The 17,571-nt window shown below is 68.0% G+C and carries 17 protein-coding genes and 3 pseudogenes; 17 read left to right on the top strand and 3 right to left on the bottom strand.

Features of this window, described 5'->3' with window-relative positions; genetic code table 11:
* Positions 1-943: 943 nt before the first annotated feature.
* The 4 genes and pseudogenes from WA944_RS13985 (at position 944) to WA944_RS13970 (ending at position 4,064) form a co-directional block, all read left to right on the top strand.
* Positions 944-1,786: a DUF3097 family protein gene (locus WA944_RS13985; RefSeq protein ID WP_526371059.1), complete on the top strand. Its 843-nt coding sequence runs from the start codon at positions 944-946 to the stop codon at positions 1,784-1,786.
* Between the two features lie 20 nt (positions 1,787-1,806).
* Positions 1,807-3,144 (top strand): replication-associated recombination protein A, encoded by a 1,338-nt coding sequence (locus tag WA944_RS13980; RefSeq protein WP_526371057.1) that lies wholly within the window; start codon positions 1,807-1,809, stop codon positions 3,142-3,144.
* A gap of 84 nt (positions 3,145-3,228) precedes the next feature.
* Entirely contained in the window at positions 3,229-3,594 is a 366-nt protein-coding gene (locus WA944_RS13975; RefSeq protein ID WP_526371055.1) for an ArsR/SmtB family transcription factor, read from the top strand.
* A pseudogene (locus WA944_RS13970) lies at positions 3,591-4,064 on the top strand (SRPBCC family protein). Before WA944_RS13975 ends, WA944_RS13970 begins: the two are co-directional and overlap by 4 nt.
* A gap of 66 nt (positions 4,065-4,130) precedes the next feature.
* On the opposite strand, the gene WA944_RS13965 reads toward WA944_RS13970, so the two are convergent.
* Positions 4,131-4,439 (bottom strand): GlsB/YeaQ/YmgE family stress response membrane protein, encoded by a 309-nt coding sequence (locus WA944_RS13965; protein ID WP_526371053.1) that lies wholly within the window; start codon positions 4,437-4,439, stop codon positions 4,131-4,133.
* A 109-nt stretch (positions 4,440-4,548) separates the two neighbouring features.
* Between WA944_RS13965 and WA944_RS13960 the strand changes: the two genes are divergently transcribed.
* The 9 genes and pseudogenes from WA944_RS13960 (at position 4,549) to aroB (ending at position 13,894) form a co-directional block, all read left to right on the top strand.
* Complete coding sequence (locus WA944_RS13960; RefSeq protein WP_526371063.1) at positions 4,549-4,953, top strand: secondary thiamine-phosphate synthase enzyme YjbQ; 405 nt, start codon at positions 4,549-4,551, stop codon at positions 4,951-4,953.
* Positions 4,954-5,070: 117 nt separating this feature from the next.
* Positions 5,071-7,764, top strand: coding sequence for an alanine--tRNA ligase (gene alaS / locus WA944_RS13955; RefSeq protein ID WP_526370582.1), 2,694 nt, complete (start codon positions 5,071-5,073; stop codon positions 7,762-7,764).
* Positions 7,765-7,768: 4 nt separating this feature from the next.
* The gene (ruvX, locus tag WA944_RS13950; protein ID WP_526370584.1) at positions 7,769-8,305 is read left to right on the top strand and encodes a Holliday junction resolvase RuvX; all 537 of its coding nucleotides are present in this window, start codon (positions 7,769-7,771) and stop codon (positions 8,303-8,305) included.
* The gene (gene mltG / locus WA944_RS13945; protein WP_526370586.1) at positions 8,298-9,548 is read left to right on the top strand and encodes an endolytic transglycosylase MltG; all 1,251 of its coding nucleotides are present in this window, start codon (positions 8,298-8,300) and stop codon (positions 9,546-9,548) included. The genes ruvX and mltG overlap by 8 nt, the downstream gene beginning before the upstream one ends.
* A gap of 28 nt (positions 9,549-9,576) precedes the next feature.
* Complete coding sequence (locus tag WA944_RS13940) at positions 9,577-10,386, top strand: shikimate dehydrogenase (protein ID WP_526370588.1); 810 nt, start codon at positions 9,577-9,579, stop codon at positions 10,384-10,386.
* Positions 10,387-10,445: 59 nt separating this feature from the next.
* Positions 10,446-10,874, top strand: coding sequence for a prepilin peptidase (locus WA944_RS13935; RefSeq protein ID WP_526370594.1), 429 nt, complete (start codon positions 10,446-10,448; stop codon positions 10,872-10,874).
* Between the two features lie 49 nt (positions 10,875-10,923).
* Entirely contained in the window at positions 10,924-12,135 is a 1,212-nt protein-coding gene (aroC, locus tag WA944_RS13930) for a chorismate synthase (protein WP_526370596.1), read from the top strand.
* Positions 12,135-12,641: pseudogene (locus tag WA944_RS13925) on the top strand (shikimate kinase); the annotation flags it as partial. The gene aroC and the pseudogene WA944_RS13925, both read left to right, overlap by 1 nt.
* A 173-nt stretch (positions 12,642-12,814) precedes the next feature.
* Positions 12,815-13,894, top strand: coding sequence for a 3-dehydroquinate synthase (gene aroB, locus WA944_RS13920; RefSeq protein WP_526370598.1), 1,080 nt, complete (start codon positions 12,815-12,817; stop codon positions 13,892-13,894).
* Here aroB and WA944_RS13915 read toward each other — a convergent pair.
* A complete protein-coding gene (locus WA944_RS13915) occupies positions 13,891-14,496 on the bottom strand; it encodes a B-4DMT family transporter (protein ID WP_526370590.1) in 606 nt (201 codons plus the stop codon). The genes aroB and WA944_RS13915 overlap by 4 nt on opposite strands.
* A gap of 33 nt (positions 14,497-14,529) precedes the next feature.
* Here WA944_RS13915 and WA944_RS13910 point away from each other — a divergent pair, with 33 nt between their 5' ends.
* From WA944_RS13910 to WA944_RS13895, 4 genes are read left to right on the top strand one after another with little or no spacing between them, the layout of a single operon-like run.
* On the top strand, positions 14,530-15,627 hold the full coding sequence (locus WA944_RS13910; RefSeq protein WP_526369900.1) for a M24 family metallopeptidase: 1,098 nt from the start codon (positions 14,530-14,532) through the stop codon (positions 15,625-15,627).
* A gap of 21 nt (positions 15,628-15,648) precedes the next feature.
* Positions 15,649-16,212 carry an elongation factor P gene (gene efp, locus WA944_RS13905; protein ID WP_370331613.1) on the top strand — a complete coding sequence of 188 codons (564 nt, stop codon included), beginning with the start codon at positions 15,649-15,651 and terminating at the stop codon, positions 16,210-16,212.
* A gap of 32 nt (positions 16,213-16,244) precedes the next feature.
* Entirely contained in the window at positions 16,245-16,736 is a 492-nt protein-coding gene (gene nusB / locus WA944_RS13900; protein ID WP_526369902.1) for a transcription antitermination factor NusB, read from the top strand.
* A 3-nt stretch (positions 16,737-16,739) separates the two neighbouring features.
* Entirely contained in the window at positions 16,740-17,285 is a 546-nt protein-coding gene (locus WA944_RS13895) for a hypothetical protein (RefSeq protein WP_526369904.1), read from the top strand.
* On the opposite strand, the pseudogene WA944_RS13890 reads toward WA944_RS13895, so the two are convergent.
* Positions 17,286-17,571: pseudogene (locus WA944_RS13890) on the bottom strand (HNH endonuclease); the annotation flags it as partial. It abuts the gene before it with no gap.

Here is a 17,571-nt window from a genome sequence, read left to right as displayed (position 1 = left end):
GGAAGTTCACCACCACCGACCTCGACGACCTGCTGAACAGGCTCGACAACCACACACCAGAGTCCCAGCACGACCCCGCCCAGCCCCGCGCAGCATGACCCCCGAGGAACTTACGGGTGAGACCACTTAGGCCCCAGCCAGATCGAGAAGATCCTCGATGAGGATCCGTGTATTAACAGACAGTATGCTTTGCTGGAACATGTGTCAAGCATCACTTCGCGCCTTCCGAGCGAATCCTTACAGGCGCTAGGGCCAGCCTATTTCCCCCGGTCTCCCGAGCCCGGGCGACGCGACGCCGTCGCCGAAAAGCTTGACGCTGACCGCGTGATCGAGCAACCATCGACCGGACCCGCCCTGGCTGCCGGGGCGGGCGTGGGCTCTATCCGCAGAAGGGTGCGAAAACCCATCCGGCGCAATCCCATAGTTGTTGTGCGCGTCTATATTTCGACGATTATCTGATGATTGTGATTGTTGACTGGCGGCTACGGCGACATGTCGACCTTCCGGAGTCGATTGACGCATCCGTCACCGGGTTCCGTTTTCAGCAACGAACGGTACTTGCCCCGCTCGGGATGCCCGATTTCGTGGACTTCTGACAACCACCGTAGACACGCGCCAGCAATAGCGAGTTTCGGTCCGTCACCGACATGACACATTTGCCGGACCGGCACCGAGGTTTCGTTGCCGGCTGGCCGTGCTCACGCACGGGAGGGGTGCGTCCAAGGCGTCGCGGCATCGCTGCCCGAAAGCGCACAATGGGAAGACTGAACAAGTCGGTTGGTGTGGCATCGCCGCGAGCGAACCGGGAATTCGTCGCAGAATGCCCACCGTTTCACCTTCGACATGAAAGGGAGTTGCGGGTCGCCTTCCGGGAGACGATTCACGAGCAACACGCGGGCGCCGGTGGACACCTCTCGGCGTCGCTTCTCCCTACGATCACCGGGTGGCTGATCGCTATGGTTCCGACATCCTTGCCGACGACCCGCACCGCGCCCGCCGGCCTCGCTCGACCGAGCAACCGGTGGAGATCGGCATGGTGGTCGAGGACGCGCAGACGGGCTTCGTCGGCGCCGTGATGCGTGTCGAGTACGGCCGGATGCAACTCGAGGACCGGCACGGCCGTACCAAACCGTTCCCTGTTGGTCCCGGATACCTGATCGACGGCAAGCCGGTCATCCTCACCGCGCCCAAGAAGGCGGCCCCGACGGAGCCGGCCCGCACCGCGTCGGGCTCCGTTGCGGTGGCGGGCGCGCGAGCAAAGGTCGCACTGGCCAGTCGCATCTACGTCGAAGGCCGCCACGATGCGGAGCTGGTGGAACAGGTGTGGGGCGAGGACCTGCGGCTCGAGGGGGTGGTGGTCGAGTATCTCGGCGGCGTGGACGACCTGACCGGCATCGTCGCGGAGTTCCGTCCCGGGCCCGGGCGACGGTTGGGGGTGTTGGTCGATCACCTGGTCACGGGGAGTAAGGAAGCGCGCATCGCCGACGCCGTCCGTCGCGGTCCGGGCGGGCCCCACACCCTCGTGGTGGGCCATCCCTTCGTCGACATCTGGCAGGCCGTCAAACCGGCCCGGCTGGGAATAGCGGCGTGGCCGACGATCCCCAGAGGCCAGGACTGGAAGCACGGCATCTGTGCGGCGCTGAACTGGCCGCACCGCGACCAGGCCGACATCGCCTCGGCCTGGCGGCGAATTCGCGGCCGCGTGCGGGACTGGACCGACCTCGAGCCCGAGTTGATCGGCCGGGTGGAGGAACTGATCGACTTCGTGACCCGACCCCCGCAGTGAGGCCGTGGTAAGTAGAAGACGTGTCCGACAGTCTGTTCGATGTGCCCGGCCGGGAGACCGACGGCGGCGCCGCTGACACGCTCGGGGGCGGGACGTCGTCGCCGCTGGCGGTGCGGATGCGCCCGGCGTCGCTCGACGAGGTGGTCGGACAGGAGCACCTGCTCAAGCCGAACTCTCCGCTGCGCCGGTTGGTCGAAGGTTCCGGCGCGGCGTCGGTGATCCTGTACGGCCCCCCGGGGACGGGCAAGACGACGCTGGCCTCGTTGATCTCGCAGGCGACCGGCCGGCGGTTCGAGGCGCTCTCCGCGCTGTCCGCGGGGGTCAAAGAGGTCCGTGCCGTGATCGAGACAGCCCGTGTCAGCGCTGTGCGGGGCGGGCAGACGGTGCTGTTCATCGACGAGGTGCACCGGTTCTCCAAGACTCAGCAGGATGCGCTGCTGTCCGCGGTGGAGAACCGGGTGGTGTTGCTCGTCGCCGCCACCACCGAGAACCCATCGTTCTCCGTGGTGGCTCCGCTGCTGAGTCGGTCGCTCATCCTGCAGTTGCAGCCGCTGACCGCCGAAGCCATCGCCACGGTGATCCGTCGGGCCATCGACGACGAGCGCGGCTTGAGCGGCCGGGTCCGGGTCGCCGACGACGCGGTCGACCTGTTGGTGCAGCTGTCCGCAGGGGACGCGCGCCGAGCCCTGACCGCGCTGGAAGTCGCCGCCGAAACGGGTGACGAAGTGACCGTCGATGTGATCGAGCAATCGCTCGACCGGGCCGCGGTGCGCTACGACCGCGACGGGGATCAGCACTACGACGTCGTCAGCGCGTTCATCAAGTCGATCCGGGGTTCCGACGTCGACGCAGCGCTGCATTATCTGGCCCGCATGCTGGTGGCGGGGGAGGACCCGCGGTTCGTGGCCCGGCGTCTGGTGATCCTCGCGAGCGAGGACGTCGGGATGGCTGACCCGTCTGCGCTGCAGACCGCGGTCGCTGCGGCGCACACGGTGCAGTTGATCGGCATGCCGGAAGCGCAACTGACGCTGGCGCACGCGACCGTCCACCTGGCGACGGCGCCCAAGTCCAACGCCGTGACGACGGCGCTCGGTGCGGCCATGGCCGATATCCGGGCGGGCAAGGCGGGCCTGGTGCCCGCCCAACTGCGCGACGGGCACTACTCGGGGGCCTCGAAGCTCGGCAACGCCGTCGGGTACCGGTACTCGCACGACGACCCCGACGGGGTGGTGGCACAGCAGTACCCGCCGGACGAGTTGGTGGGCGTGGACTACTATCGGCCCACCGCGCGTGGCGTCGAGCGGGAGATCTCCACCAGGCTGGAGAAGCTGCGCGCCATCATCCGTCGCACCCGCTGACCTCAAAATCATCCTTGACACCTCGACGGGGGCGGCTCTACCGTTGTAATCAATCTAAACGTTGATCAAAGAGGAGGTTGATTATTGGCGGATGGTGGAGACGCCGAGGTCCGGCTGGATCGAGCCTTCACGGCACTCGCCGACCCCGTTCGCCGTGCGATGGTCGCGCGGCTGTCGCGGGGGCCGGCGACGGTCAACGAGCTGGCAGCGCCGTTCGTCATCACCAAGCAGGCGGTGTCCAAGCACATCCAGGTGCTCGAGCACGCGGGTCTGGTCACCCGGAGCCGTGACGCCCAGCGTCGACCGGTGCATCTCGAGGCTGCCGCACTCGAGGAGTTGACCTCGTGGATCGACCGCTACCGGCTGGACGCCGAACGCAACTACCGCCGGCTGGATGCGCTGCTGGCGCAGCTTCCGCCGGAGACCGAGACGACAGGGAAGACGCTATGACAAACGCACTCGACCTGGTGGCACCGGTGGACATCCTGGCCATGGAGTTCAGCCGCGACTTCGACGCGCCCGTGGCGGCGCTGTTCCGTGCCCACGCCGAACCGGAGCTGGTGAAGCGGTGGCTCGGCCCTCACGGTCTCGAGATGAACATCACGGAATGGGAGTTCAGAAACCACGGCGGCTACCGCTACTCGCACGCAGACGAACACGGCGAGTACAGCTTCAATGGCACGTTCCACACCGTGCGGGAGCACGAATTCATCTTGCAGACCTTCGAATTCGACGGTGCGCGCGACATGGTCAACATCGAGTATCTGTGATTCGAGGACATCGGCGGCGGGCGTTCCCGGCTGCGCGGTCGCTCGATCTGTCCCAACGTCGAAGCCCGCGACGCGTTGCTGTCGTCCGGCATGGAGAGCGGCATGACCGAGGGCTACGAGAAGCTCGACCGGTTGCTGGCAGACCTCTAGTACAGAGCCAAGTGATCCCGGCCGGTCGGGGCTCCAGCCGGGATCACGTGGGGGTGCTCGGTGGCGTCAGCGCATGGCGCCGGAACGCCGACCGCCGCCAACGCCGCTGTTCCGGCGGCCCATGAGTGCGGCCACGAGTGCCACACCGATCACGGCGACGACGACCTGGGCGAGCAGCTCGAGCCAGTCCACGCCGCTGGTTGCCGTGGGGATGCCGAGTGCGCCGGCCAGTGCGGTTCCGATCAGCGCCGAGACGATGCCGACCGCGATCGTCAACAGGATGCCGATTTTCTGCTTGCCCGGGAGCACCAGTCGGGCGAGAGCACCGACAACGGCGCCGATCAAGACTGCGGTGATGATGCCGGCGATGGTCATGTTCTCCTCCGAGGGTTCGATTGCGGCAGAAGTACCCTCGCCGGATCGGCAATAAACGCGCGCGTCAATCAGTGGATCGGCTCGTAGGCTGGAACCGATGAAAACCGAAGTGCTCGACATCGATACCACCGACCGCCGCATCGTCGACCTGACCGCTGCGGTGCAGACGTTCTGCGCATCCCAGGACCAGGGCTTCGGCGGATTGTGCAACGTGTTCGTCCCGCACGCGACAGCGGGCCTAGCGATCATCGAGACGGGCGCCGGCTCCGACGACGATCTCATCGACGCGCTGCAGCGGCTGCTGCCCCGGGACAACCGATATCGGCATGCACACGGGTCCCCGGGGCACGGCGCCGACCACGTGCTCCCCGGCCTGGTGTCTCCGTCGGTGACGGTGCCGGTGGCCGACGGAGTGCCGTTGCTGGGCACCTGGCAGAGCATCGTGCTGGTGGATCTGAACTCCGACAACCCGCGTCGCTCAGTCCGGCTGAGCTTCGTGAAGGCTGCTTCCTGAAGGCATAGCTTCCTGAAGGCGTAGCCGGGGCGACCGGTACTGTGGGGCGTCGAGTATTCGCAGGTGACGGCCAATCCGCTGGTCGGCTCCATTGACTAGGACTGAGGACAGCAGCACGTGCAGACACACGAGATCAGGAAGCGGTTCCTTGATCATTTCGTGAAGGCGGGCCATACCGAAGTGCCCAGCGCTTCGGTGATCCTCGAAGATCCCAACCTGTTGTTCGTCAACGCCGGCATGGTCCAGTTCGTCCCGTTCTTCCTCGGCCAGCGGACGCCGCCGTGGGACCGTGCGACCAGCGTGCAGAAGTGCATCCGCACCCCGGACATCGACGAGGTGGGCATCACCACCCGGCACAACACCTTCTTCCAGATGGCGGGCAACTTCTCGTTCGGCGACTACTTCAAGGCCGGCGCCATCGAGTTGGCGTGGACGTTGTTGACCAACCCGGTGGATCAGGGTGGCTACGGGTTCGACCCCGAACGGCTCTGGGCGACCGTCTATCTGGACGACGACGAGGCGGCTGCGCTGTGGCAGGACATCGCCGGCCTGCCATCGGCCCGGATCCAGCGCCGGGGGATGGCCGACAACTACTGGTCGATGGGGATCCCCGGACCGTGCGGTCCGTCGTCGGAGATCTACTACGACCGTGGACCCGAGTACGGAATCGAGGGTGGCCCCGAAGCCAACGAGGACCGCTACATCGAGATCTGGAACCTCGTGTTCATGCAGAACGAACGGGGCGAGGGCACCTCCAAGGACAACTTCGAGATCCTCGGCCCGCTGCCACGCAAGAACATCGACACCGGGATGGGCATCGAGCGGGTGGCCTGTCTGCTCCAGGGTGTGGACAACGTCTACGAGACCGATCTGCTCCGCCCGGCCATCGATCTGATGGCTGCCCGCGCACCCCGGGGATACAGCCAGGGCAACCACGGTGACGACGTGCGTTACCGGATCATCGCCGACCACAGCCGCACGGCCGCGATCATCATCAGCGACGGCGTCAGCCCCGGCAACGAGGGCCGTGGTTACGTGCTGCGCCGGTTGTTGCGGCGCATCATCCGCGCCGCGAAACTCCTCGGTGTCGACGATCCCGTGATGGCCGACCTGATGACGGTGGTACGCGACGCGATGGGTCCGTCGTATCCGGAACTGGTCAGCGATTTCGACCGCGTCCAGCGCATCGCGGTGGCCGAGGAGACCGCCTTCAACCGCACGCTGGCCTCGGGCTCGCGGCTGTTCGACGACGCCGCGCGGGCCACGAAAGCCTCGGGTACCGACGTGCTGTCGGGTACCGACGCGTTCACCCTGCACGACACCTACGGCTTCCCGATCGAACTGACCCTGGAGATGGCGGCCGAGGCCGACCTGCGGGTCGACGAGGAGGGCTTCCGCGGCCTGATGGCCGAGCAACGCCGCCGGGCCAAGGCAGACGCCGCAGCGCGCAAGCAAGCGCACGCCGACCTGTCGGCCTACCGCGACCTGGTTGACGCCGGCCCCACGCAGTTCACCGGCTTCGACGAATTATCCACCGAAGCAAGGATTCTCGGGATATTCGTCGACGGCAAGCGGGTGCCGGTGGTGGCGCACGAGCCAGGCACCTCGGAGTCGCGGGTCGAGTTCGTTCTCGATCGCACGCCGTTCTACGCCGAATCGGGAGGCCAGATCGCCGATGAGGGCAGCATCGGCGGGACCGGCGCCTCGGAGACGGCGCGCGCATCTGTCACCGACGTCCAGAAGATCGCCAAAACGCTGTGGGCGCATCGCGTCACCGTTGAGTCGGGCGAGTTCGTCGAGGGTGACACCATCGTTGCCGCCGTTGATCCCCGCTGGCGTCACGGGGCGACCCAGGGGCACTCCGGAACACACATGGTCCATGCCGCGCTGCGCCAGGTTCTGGGTCCCAACGCCGTCCAGGCCGGCTCCCTGAACCGTCCGGGCTACCTGCGTTTCGACTTCAACTGGCAGGGTGCGCTGACCGATGACCAGCGCACGCAGATAGAAGAGGTCACCAACGAGGCCGTCGAGGCCGATTTCGAGGTGCACAGCTTCATCACCGATCTGGAGCGGGCCAAGGCGATGGGTGCGATGGCACTGTTCGGTGAGGCCTATCCCGACGAGGTGCGGGTCGTCGAGATCGGCGGGCCGTTCTCACTGGAACTGTGCGGTGGCACCCATGTCCGCAACTCCGCGCAGATCGGGCCGGTGACGATCCTCGGCGAGTCGTCGGTCGGGTCCGGTGTCCGGCGCGTCGAGGCCTATGTCGGGCTCGATTCGTTCCGCCATCTGGCCAAGGAGCGCGCGCTGATGGCAGGTCTGGCGTCGACGTTGAAGGTGCCCTCGGACGAGGTGCCCGGCCGGGTGGCCAACCTGGTGGAGCGGTTGCGCGCCGCGGAGAAGGAACTCGACCGGCTGCGGATGGCCAACGCGCGCGCCGCAGCGGCGAATGCGGCCGCCGGCGCCGAGGAGGTCGGTAAGGTCCGGGTCGTGGCGCAGCGGATGGCCGGCGGGATGTCGGCGGGTGACCTGCGTTCACTCGTCGGTGACGTCCGCGGCAAGCTCGGCAGCGGTCCGGCGGTGGTTGCGCTGCTGGCTGAGGGCGACGACGACGCCGTGCCGTACGTGGTGGCGGTCAATCCCGCGGCGCAGGATCTCGGTCTACGGGCCGACGACCTTGTCAAGCAGCTGGGCGCAGCGGTCAATGGACGTGGCGGTGGCAAAGCAGATCTTGCGCAGGGATCCGGTAAGGGGGCAGCGGGTATCAACGCGGCCCTGGCGGCGGTACGTGCAGAGATCGCCCGGAGATAGCCTGGTGGATCACCCCGACGACCCCGAACACCAGGACCGTCTGCCGGACCGGCCGGGAGACCCGAACTCGTCCCCGGACCCGGGGCGCGGCCGGCGCCTCGGTATCGACGTCGGCAGCGTCCGCATCGGGGTGGCGGTCAGCGACCCCGACGCCATCCTGGCGACCCCGGTGGAGACGATCGCCCGGGACCGTCGCTCAGGCAAGCACCTGCGACGGCTGAGACGGCTGGTCGACGACCATCAGGCGGTGGAGGTGGTCGTGGGTCTGCCGCGCACGCTGGCCGACCGTGCCGGCTCGTCGGCACGAGACGCTGTCGACCTCGCAGACCGGCTGGCCGATCAAATCTCGCCGGTTCCGGTAAGGCTGGCCGACGAGCGCTTCACCACGGTGACCGCGCAACGCTCGTTGCGGGAGGCCGGGGTGCACGCCAAGGGGCAACGTTCGATGATCGATCAGGTTGCGGCGATGGGGATTCTGCAGAACTGGCTGGACCAGCGGCGGGCGGCGCTGACCGCACACGGAGAGGTCGGGGATGGTTGACGATTGGCCAAGCGAACGTGCCGAGCCCGTCGCGGTGGGTCCGCCACGGCGTCGGCGCACCCGCCGGGACCGCATCCAGGAAGCCCGGACGCTGCGCAGACGGCGGCTCGCCGGGGTGGCGGCGCTGGTGATGCTCGTGGTGGTGGTGGTGGTCGTCGCGGTGTTCCTCGGATCCAGGATGTGGAACTCGCTGTTCGGCGGCTCGAGCGGCGACTACGCCGGTGACGGCGTCAACGACGTGGTGATCCAGGTGAACGAGGGTGACTCGACCACCGCGATCGGCAACACGTTGCAGGAGCAGAACGTCGTGGCGACGTCGGAGGCGTTTGTCAGCGCGGCGTCGGGAAATGACGCCATCTCGGCCATCCAGCCGGGTTTCTACAAGGTCCGCACCGAGATCCCCGCGGCCAGTGCCGTCGACCGCCTCGCCGATCCGGCGAACCGGGTCGGCAGGCTGGTCATCCCGGAAGGCCGTCAGCTCGACGACATCCGCGACGTCGGGACCAACGCGGTCACCGACGGCATTCTCACCCTGATCTCCGATGCCTCGTGCGTGGACCTCGACGGTGACCGGACGTGCGTCTCGGCCGAAGACCTGCGGAACATCACCGGCACCGTGGCACCGTCCGCGCTTGCGGTGCCCGAATGGGCGATGAGCACCGTCGACGCCCTGGGTTCCGATCACCGGCGGCTCGAGGGGCTGATCGCCCCCGGTACCTGGAACATCGACCCGTCGGCCGAGCCGCAGGACATCCTGGCCACGCTGATCGCCGCCAGCGCGGCGCAGTACGAACAGAGCGGGTTGCTCGACACCGCGGCCGCGCTGAACCTCTCGCCGTACGAGGTGCTCACGGTCGCGTCGCTGGTGCAGCGCGAGGCCTTGCCGCAGGATTTCTCGAAGGTGGCGCGGGTGATCTACAACCGGCTGGCCGAACAGCGCACGCTGGAGTTCGACTCGACGGTGAACTACCCGCTGGACCGCGTCGAGGTGGCGACCACCGACGGAGACCGCGCACGTGCGACCCCGTGGAACACCTACGTCCGGCCGGGACTTCCGGTGACTCCGATCTGCTCACCGGGTCTACCCGCCCTCGTTGCCGCCGAGCAGCCCGAACCGGGGGACTGGTTGTACTTCGTGACGGTCGACATGCAGGGCACGACATTGTTCACCCGCGAGTACGAGCAGCATCTGGCCAACATCGAAGTGGCGATCCGCAACGGCGTCCTCGACTCGGCGCGATGAGCGCTCGCGCGAAGAGCAGACAGCGGCGATGAGCGCACGGCGGGCTGCCGTGCTCGGTTCCCCGATTGCGCACTCGCGTTCCCCGTTGCTGCATCTGGCGGCGTACCGGGCGCTGGGCCTGGACGGCTGGACCTACGACCGGATCGAGTGCACCGGCGAGCAACTGCCCGGCCTGGTGGGCGGATTCGGGCCGGAATGGGTCGGGGTGTCGGTGACGATGCCGGGCAAGTTCGCCGCGCTGCGGTTCGCCGACGACGCCACCGCCCGGGCGAGGATGATCGGGTCGGCCAACACCCTGGTGCGCTCGCCGGCGGGCTGGCATGCCGACAACACCGACGTCGACGGGGTGGTGGGCGCGCTGGCCGGCGTGCCCTCGTCCGACCGCGCGATGGTGGTGGGTTCCGGCGGCACCGCACCCGCGGTGGTCGTCGGGCTCGTCGAACTCGGCGCGCGACACATCACGGTGGCCGCACGCAACGCGGGGAAGGCCGCCCCGCTGGTCGAACTCGCGATCCGCAGCGGCGTTCGGGCGCACTGGTGTGATGTCGGCGACGCGCAGTTGGCGGACATTGTCGCCGGCGTGGACGTCGTGGTGAACACCGTCCCGGCCGACGCGGCGGCGCACTATGCCGGGGCGCTGTCGCGGACGCCGGTGCTGCTCGATGCGATTTATGACCCATGGCCGACTCCGCTGGCCCTGGCAGTCCAGGCGGCCGGCGGCCAGGTGATCGGCGGACTGCAGATGCTGCTGCATCAGGCGTTCGCCCAGGTCGAGCAGTTCACCGGGTTGCCCGCGCCGAAAGAGGCGATGCGGGCGGCGTTCGACGCCGCGCCCTGAGCCTATTGGTGTAACGGACCGGCCGGCGGCGGTCCTAGCCTGGACAGGTGGGGCAGGCTTTGAAGGCGCTGGCCGTCGCCGGTGTGGCGGGCTGGCTGGTGGCGCTGAGTTGTTTCGATGTCCGGCAGCGCAGACTTCCCAATGCGCTCACACTGCCCGGCGCGGCGACGATTCTGGTCGTGGCCTCGCTCGCCGGTCACGGTGTGGCCGCTGCTGCAGGGGCGGCGGTGATGTTCGCTGTCTATGCCGTGGTGCATCTGGTGGCGCCGCAGGCGATGGGTGCCGGTGACGTGAAGCTCTCGATCGGGCTCGGCGCTCTCACCGGGGCGTTCGGTGCCTACGTGTGGCTGGTGGCCGCCCTCGGGGCGTCCGTTCTGACCGTTCTGCTGGGGGTGGCCGCGCTGGTCCGCGGTGACCGCTCGCCGCTGCCGCACGGGCCGTCGATGTGTCTAGCTGCCGGGGCGGCGTTGACTCTCGCCCTGCTGTAGCCCTCGCGCAGTTTCGGGACGGTGATGCCGCCGTGCGAAAATGGGACGCGTGTTGCGATGGACTACAGCAGGCGAATCCCACGGCCGCGCGTTGGTGGCGATGGTCGAGGGCATGGTCGCCGGCGTTTCGGTGACCTCGCAGGCCATTGCCGCACAGTTGGCGCGGCGCCGGCTGGGCTACGGTCGCGGCGCGCGGATGAAGTTCGAGCAGGACCAGATCACCCTGCTCGCCGGGCTGCGTCACGGCCTCACCCTCGGCGGGCCGATCGCCATCGAGATCGGCAACACCGAATGGCCGAAGTGGGAGACGGTGATGGCGCCGGATCCCGTCGACCCCGCCGTGCTGGCCGACAGCGCTGCCCGCAACGCGCCGCTGACCAGGCCGCGGCCCGGACACGCCGACTACGCGGGCATGCTCAAGTACGGCTTCGACGACGCCCGTCCGGTGCTGGAACGTGCCAGCGCCCGCGAGACCGCCGCCCGGGTGGCCGCGGGTACCGTCGCCCGCGCCTTCCTCCAACAGGCCCTCGGCGTCGAGGTCCTCTCACACGTCATCTCCATCGGCGCGTCGGAGCCCTACGACGGTGCGCCGCCGCAGGCAGCCGACCTGGCGGCGATCGACGACAGCCCGGTGCGCGCGTACGACGAAGCCAGCGAGGCATCGATGATCGCCGAGATCGAAGCCGCCAAGCGGGACGGCGACACCCTCGGCGGCGTGGTCGAGGTGGTGGTCCACGGCCTACCCGTCGGACTGGGTTCGTTCACCAGCGGCGACAACCGCCTAGACAGTCAATTGGCAGGCGCCGTCATGGGCATCCAGGCGATCAAGGGTGTCGAGATCGGTGACGGCTTCGAGACGGCGCGTCGGCGCGGCAGCGTCGCCCACGACGAGATGTATCCCGGCGCCGACGGCGTGATGAGGTCGACCAACCGCGCCGGCGGCCTCGAGGGCGGCATGACCAACGGCCAACCCGTGCGGGTACGCGCGGCGATGAAGCCGATCTCCACCGTGCCCCGCGCCCTGGCCACGGTCGACATGGCGACCGGCGACGAAGCGGTCGCCATCCACCAGCGCTCGGACGTGTGTGCGGTGCCGGCGGCCGGGGTCGTCGTCGAGACGATGGTCGCCCTGGTGCTGGCGCGCGCCGCGCTGGAGAAGTTCGGCGGCGACTCGCTGGCGGAGACGCGCGCCAACATCGAGACCTACCTGCGGGCGCTGGCCGACCGCGAACCGACAGTGGCCGTGCGGGCATCGGGCTGATGGCCCCCAAAGTCGTTCTCATCGGGCTTCCCGGGTCGGGTAAGTCCACCATCGGCCGTCGTCTGGCAAAGACGTTGGACGTCGCGTTGCTCGACACCGATGCGGCGATCGAGGAGACCACCGGGCGCACCATCGCCGACATCTTCGGTACCGACGGCGAGGCGGAGTTCCGCCGCATCGAAGAGCGTGTCATCCGCGAGGCCCTGGCCACCCATGACGGCGTGCTGTCGCTGGGCGGCGGCGCCGTGACCACGGCGGGCGTCCGCGAAGCTCTGTCCGGGCACACCGTGATCTATCTGGAGATCAGCGCAGCCGAGGGGGTGCGCCGCACCGGAGGAACGACCGTGCGGCCGTTGTTGGCCGGCCCGGATCGCAGCGAGAAGTTCAAAGCCCTGATGGCAGAACGTGTTCCGCTGTACCGGCAGGTGGCCACGTTGCGGGTGAACACCAACCACCGTAACCCGGGAGCGGTGGTGCGCTTCATCGTCTCCAAACTGGACAACCCGGACTCTCCCAAGCCCAAACCCGATCGTCGTCGCCGGCGTCCGTCATGGCGGCGCGCGCCGCTGTCGTTGAGCACGCCGCCGTCGACGGAGGCGCCCCCGAGTCCCGCGGCCGTCGCCGCCAGAAAGGCCGCCGGCTCCTCCTGTTCCAGAAAGGACGTTGAGTGACTGAGCCGGTGACGGACCCCGTGACTGTCCACGTACGTACAGATCCGCCGTATCCGGTGCTCATCGGAGCGGGCCTTCTCGGCGACCTCGCGCGCATCCTCGACGGCAGGCACAAGGTAGCGATCCTGCACCAGCCGGTGCTCGCGCAGACCGCCGAGGCGATCCGGGAGCACTTGTCGGACAAGGGGATCGACGCACACCGGATCGAGATCCCCGACGCTGAGGCCGGCAAGGAGTTGCCGGTGCTCGGGTTCATCTGGGAAGTGCTCGGACGGATCGGCATCGGTCGCAAGGACGCGATCGTCAGCCTGGGCGGCGGGGCGGCCACCGATGTCGCCGGTTTCGCCGCGGCGACGTGGCTGCGCGGCATCGATGTGGTGCACATCCCGACCACCCTGCTCGGCATGGTCGACGCCGCGGTGGGTGGCAAGACCGGGATCAACACCGACGCGGGCAAGAACCTGGTGGGCGCCTTTCACCAGCCGGCCGCGGTGCTGATCGACCTGGCCACGCTGGAAACGCTGCCACGCAACGAGATCGTGGCCGGGATGGCGGAGATCGTGAAGGCCGGTTTCATCGCCGACCCGACGATCCTCGACCTCATCGAGGCGGACCCGGAGCTCGCCGTCGATCCCACCGGCGCGGTGCTGCCGGAGCTGATCAGACGCGCGGTGGCGGTCAAAGCGGACGTGGTCGCGGCCGACGAGAAGGAATCGCAGCTGCGCGAGATCCTCAACTACGGGCACACCCTGGCCCACGCCATCGAGCGCCGCGAGCGTTACCAGTGGCGGCACGGCGCCGCGGTATCGGTGGGTCTGGTGTTCGCCGCCGAACTGGGCCGGCTGGCCGGGCGGCTCGACGACGCCACCGCCGAGCGGCACCGCGCCATTCTCGGCTCGCTGGGGCTGCCGGTCTCCTACGACGCCGACGCGCTTCCGCAGCTGTTGGAGGCGATGGTCGGCGACAAGAAGACCCGCGCCGGGGTGCTGCGCTTTGTGGTGCTCGACGGTCTGGCCAAGCCGGGGCGGCTGGAAGGGCCCGATCCCTCGCTGTTGGCCGCCGCCTACGCCGAGGTCGCTCGGACCTAGTCGCGCCTGTCGACGGGCCTGGTCTCGTCGTCGGCGACCGCGACCGGTGATGTCTGCTGGTCGGCCTCGGTTGCGGTGGACTGGGGCCGGTAGTCGGCGTCGGAGCGGTCGTCGCGTACGGCGGCGAACACGTCGGTGTCGGCGCGGTCGTCGTCGCTCTCCCGGCGGTGCCCCTGCTGCGGAGCTTTGCGGTCGACCAGCCAGTGGCCGAGTGCGACGCCGATGATGGCGCAGATGAACACCAGCAGCGCCGTGAACGCCGCAAAGGTCGTCACCTCGTTGATCAGGCCCTCGACGTACAGGTTCTGGTAGAACACGCCGATGAACCAGGCCACCGCACCGCTGACCACTCCCGCGAACAGCCCGCCCAGCAGCCACGTCATCGCGAGGTCCGGGCGCCGATCGGGATCGGGGTTGGCACGGGCGTCGGAGCGCCCGTCGGCATAACCCCATATCAGCGCGACGACGGCGAACAGGACGACCAGCGTCAGGCTGATCAATCCCGCCTTGGTCTCCCACGCGTTGATCATCGCTCCCTGCAGTAACCGAACGATCACCATCAGGGCGGCGAACACCAGTCCGCGCAGCAACCACTTACTCATGAGGCATCACCTTAGCGAGTAGCGTCACCGCCTGTGACTATTTCTCAGCGCCGCGACCGGTTGCGTCAGCGTCTGGCGGCTGCGGAACTGGACGCCCTTCTGGTGTCGAACCTGGTCAACGTCCGATATCTGTCGGGATTCACCGGTTCGAACGCCGCCCTGCTGATCCTCGCCGAGGACGAAACGCCGGTGCTGGCCACCGATGGGCGCTACCGCACCCAGGCTGCTCAGCAGGCACCCGATGCCGAAGTGGTGATCGAGCGGGCGTGTGGACCGCATCTGGTCGGCCGGGCGGCCGAGTCGGGCACGGTGCGCACGGTGGGTTTCGAAAGCCACGTGGTGACCGTCGACGGATTCACGGCGCTGACTTGCGCGGCAGGCGATCGCTGTGAGCTGGTGAGCGTTGCCGGCATGGTGGAGAACCTGCGCGAAATCAAGGACGCCGGCGAGATCGCGTTGCTGCGATTGGCATGCGAGGCGGCGGACGCGGCGCTGAAGGACCTGGTGCAGGGCGGTGGCCTGCGTCCGGGTCGCACCGAGAAGGACGTCCGGCGAGACCTGGAGGCGTTGATGCTCGACCACGGTGCCGACGGCGCGTCGTTTGAGACGATCGTCGCGACCGGGCCGAACTCGGCGATCCCTCATCACCGCCCCACCGACGCGGTGCTGGCAGCCGGCGACTTCGTCAAGATCGACTTCGGCGCGCTGGTGTGCGGTTACCACTCGGACATGACGCGCACGTTCGTGCTCTCTCCCATCGCCCAGTGGCAACACGACATCTACGACCTGGTCCTCGCCGCGCAGCGGGCCGGGCGGGAGGCGCTGGCTCCCGGTGTGGCGCTCAGCGCCGTCGACGCGGCATCACGAGCGGTCATCAGCGATACCGGGTACGCCGAGAACTTTGGGCACGGCCTCGGCCACGGAGTCGGTCTGCAGATCCACGAAGCGCCGGGAATCAACGCCTCGGCCGCCGGTACACTGCTTGCTGGCTCCGCCGTGACCGTGGAGCCAGGTGTTTATCTGCCCGACCGTGGCGGTGTCCGAATCGAGGACACGTTGGTCGTGGGCAGTGACTCCCATAAGACCCCCGACTTGCTGACCCGGTTCCCCAAGGAACTGGCGATCCTCTGACAGCTAGGAGAACAACCCACCGTGGCATCGACCGCAGACTTCAAGAACGGGCTCGTCCTGCAGATCGACGGCCAGCTCTGGCAGATCGTCGAGTTCCAGCACGTGAAGCCGGGCAAGGGCCCGGCCTTCGTGCGGACCAAGCTGAAGAACGTGATCTCGGGCAAGGTCGTCGACAAGACCTACAACGCCGGGGTGAAGGTGGAGACGGCCACGGTGGACCGCCGGGACGCGACCTACCTGTACCGCGACGGCTCTGACTTCGTGTTCATGGACAGTGAGGACTTCGAGCAGCATCCGCTGTCCGAGTCGCTGGTCGGCCGGGCCGCGGGGTTCCTGCTGGAGAGCATGCCGGTGCAGATCGCCTTCCACGACGGTGTGGCGCTGTACCTCGAGCTGCCGGTGACGGTCGAGGTCTCGGTCGCCTCCACCGAGCCCGGCCTGCAGGGCGACCGGTCCAGTGCCGGCACCAAGCCGGCAACTCTGGAGACCGGCGCCGAAATCCAGGTCCCGCTGTTCGTCAACACCGGTGACAAGCTCAAAGTGGATACGCGCGACGGCAATTATCTGGGAAGGGTCAATGCCTGACCGGGGCGAGCGGAGCGCAGCGGAGCGACGGGGTGAGTGACCGGAAGGGCGACCGGGGCCGGCACCAGGCCCGTAAACGCGCCGTGGACCTGCTGTTCGAGGCCGAAGCACGTGGGATCACCCCCGCGGAGGTCGCCGAGTCGCGAAATGCGTTGGCGCTGAGTCAGTCCGACGAAGTTTCGCCGCTCAACCCGTACACGGTGACGGTAGCGCGCGGCGTGACCGAACACATGGCGCACGTCGACGACCTGATCTCGGCGCACCTTCAGGGCTGGTCCCTGGAACGACTGCCAGCGGTTGATCGAGCGATCCTGCGCGTCGCGGTGTGGGAGTTGCTGCACGCCGAGGACGTCCCCGAACCGGTGGCGGTCGACGAGGCCGTCGAGCTGGCCAAGCAGCTGTCCACCGATGACTCACCCGGTTTCGTCAACGGGTTGCTCGGTCAGGTCATGCTGGTGACGCCGCAGATTCGGGCCGCCGCCGCCGCGGTGCAGGGCGGCCGAGAAGGCAGTCTCGGGTCCTGAGAGATGGCGACTCCGCAGGACTGGGCTCCCTACACCAGCGTCAGCGAGGCGGCGAGGGTGTATCTGCGCGACCCGGACCTGGCGTTGGATCAGTTGCGTTCTGTCGTCGAATCGGCTGCGATCAGGTCGTTTGTCATGTCGCGCGGCTTCACCGAGAAGGTGTGGGGTGAGGCGCTGTGGCAGGAGGTGCTCGTCACCGACGGACACCGACTGATCATGTGGCGTGCTGACGACGACGTGTCCGGTCCGCGCGAGGCGGGTGAGCCGCACCGAATCCTGATGGCGTCGGTGCGGTCGATCCTGTTGTCCACACTGACCGATCAGGTGCTGTCCACCGAATACGAGGTGCTCGGCGACGGCACCCGGCGCCTGTCCGAGGTGAAGCTGCGGATCTACACCCAGCTGGTCACCAGGACGCGGCAGAAGTCGGCGACCGATGCCGACATCTATTGTGAGTCTTTCCGTTTCGTGAAATCGGTCGACAACGGAGGTCTGGCGCAGATGCAGCGACTACTCCAATTCGGCAGGGTGCTGTCCCGCTCGATGTAGTCAGGCGGCGTCGAAGGTGACGAGGTCGATGCTGAGTTGGCTTTCGGTGAGGCTGATTCGGCGTCGGATTGGTGGTCGTGGTCCGGGTAGTGGTGGGGCGGTGGAGTGGTAGACCGCCCCGGTGGGGGTGCGCGGTATTCGGCGGTGTGGTTTCCGTCAGCCTCGGTGGTGCTCACCTGCCAGCCGGGGGCTTCTTTGGCGTAGTTGCAGGCTTCGCAGTCACCGAGGCCGTTGCGGGCGCTGGTCGGTCCGCCGTCGCGGGCTGGGGTGGCGTGGTCGCAGTGCC

This window comes from Mycobacterium sp., assembly GCF_049683355.1.
Lineage (GTDB): Bacteria > Actinomycetota > Actinomycetes > Mycobacteriales > Mycobacteriaceae > Mycobacterium.
This window is presented reverse-complemented; position numbering and strand designations above follow the sequence as displayed.

What these genes read in the sequence shown, in the direction of transcription:
- mltG (WP_526370586.1), top strand. Translation starts at nt 8,298, where the DNA reads ATGGTTGACGATTGGCCAAGCGAACGTGCCGAGCCCGTCGCGGTGGGT.
- WA944_RS13915 (WP_526370590.1), bottom strand. Translation starts at nt 14,496, where the DNA reads ATGAGTAAGTGGTTGCTGCGCGGACTGGTGTTCGCCGCCCTGATGGTG.
- WA944_RS13895 (WP_526369904.1), top strand. Translation starts at nt 16,740, where the DNA reads ATGGCGACTCCGCAGGACTGGGCTCCCTACACCAGCGTCAGCGAGGCG.
- WA944_RS13940 (WP_526370588.1), top strand. Translation starts at nt 9,577, where the DNA reads ATGAGCGCACGGCGGGCTGCCGTGCTCGGTTCCCCGATTGCGCACTCG.
- WA944_RS13965 (WP_526371053.1), bottom strand. Translation starts at nt 4,439, where the DNA reads ATGACCATCGCCGGCATCATCACCGCAGTCTTGATCGGCGCCGTTGTC.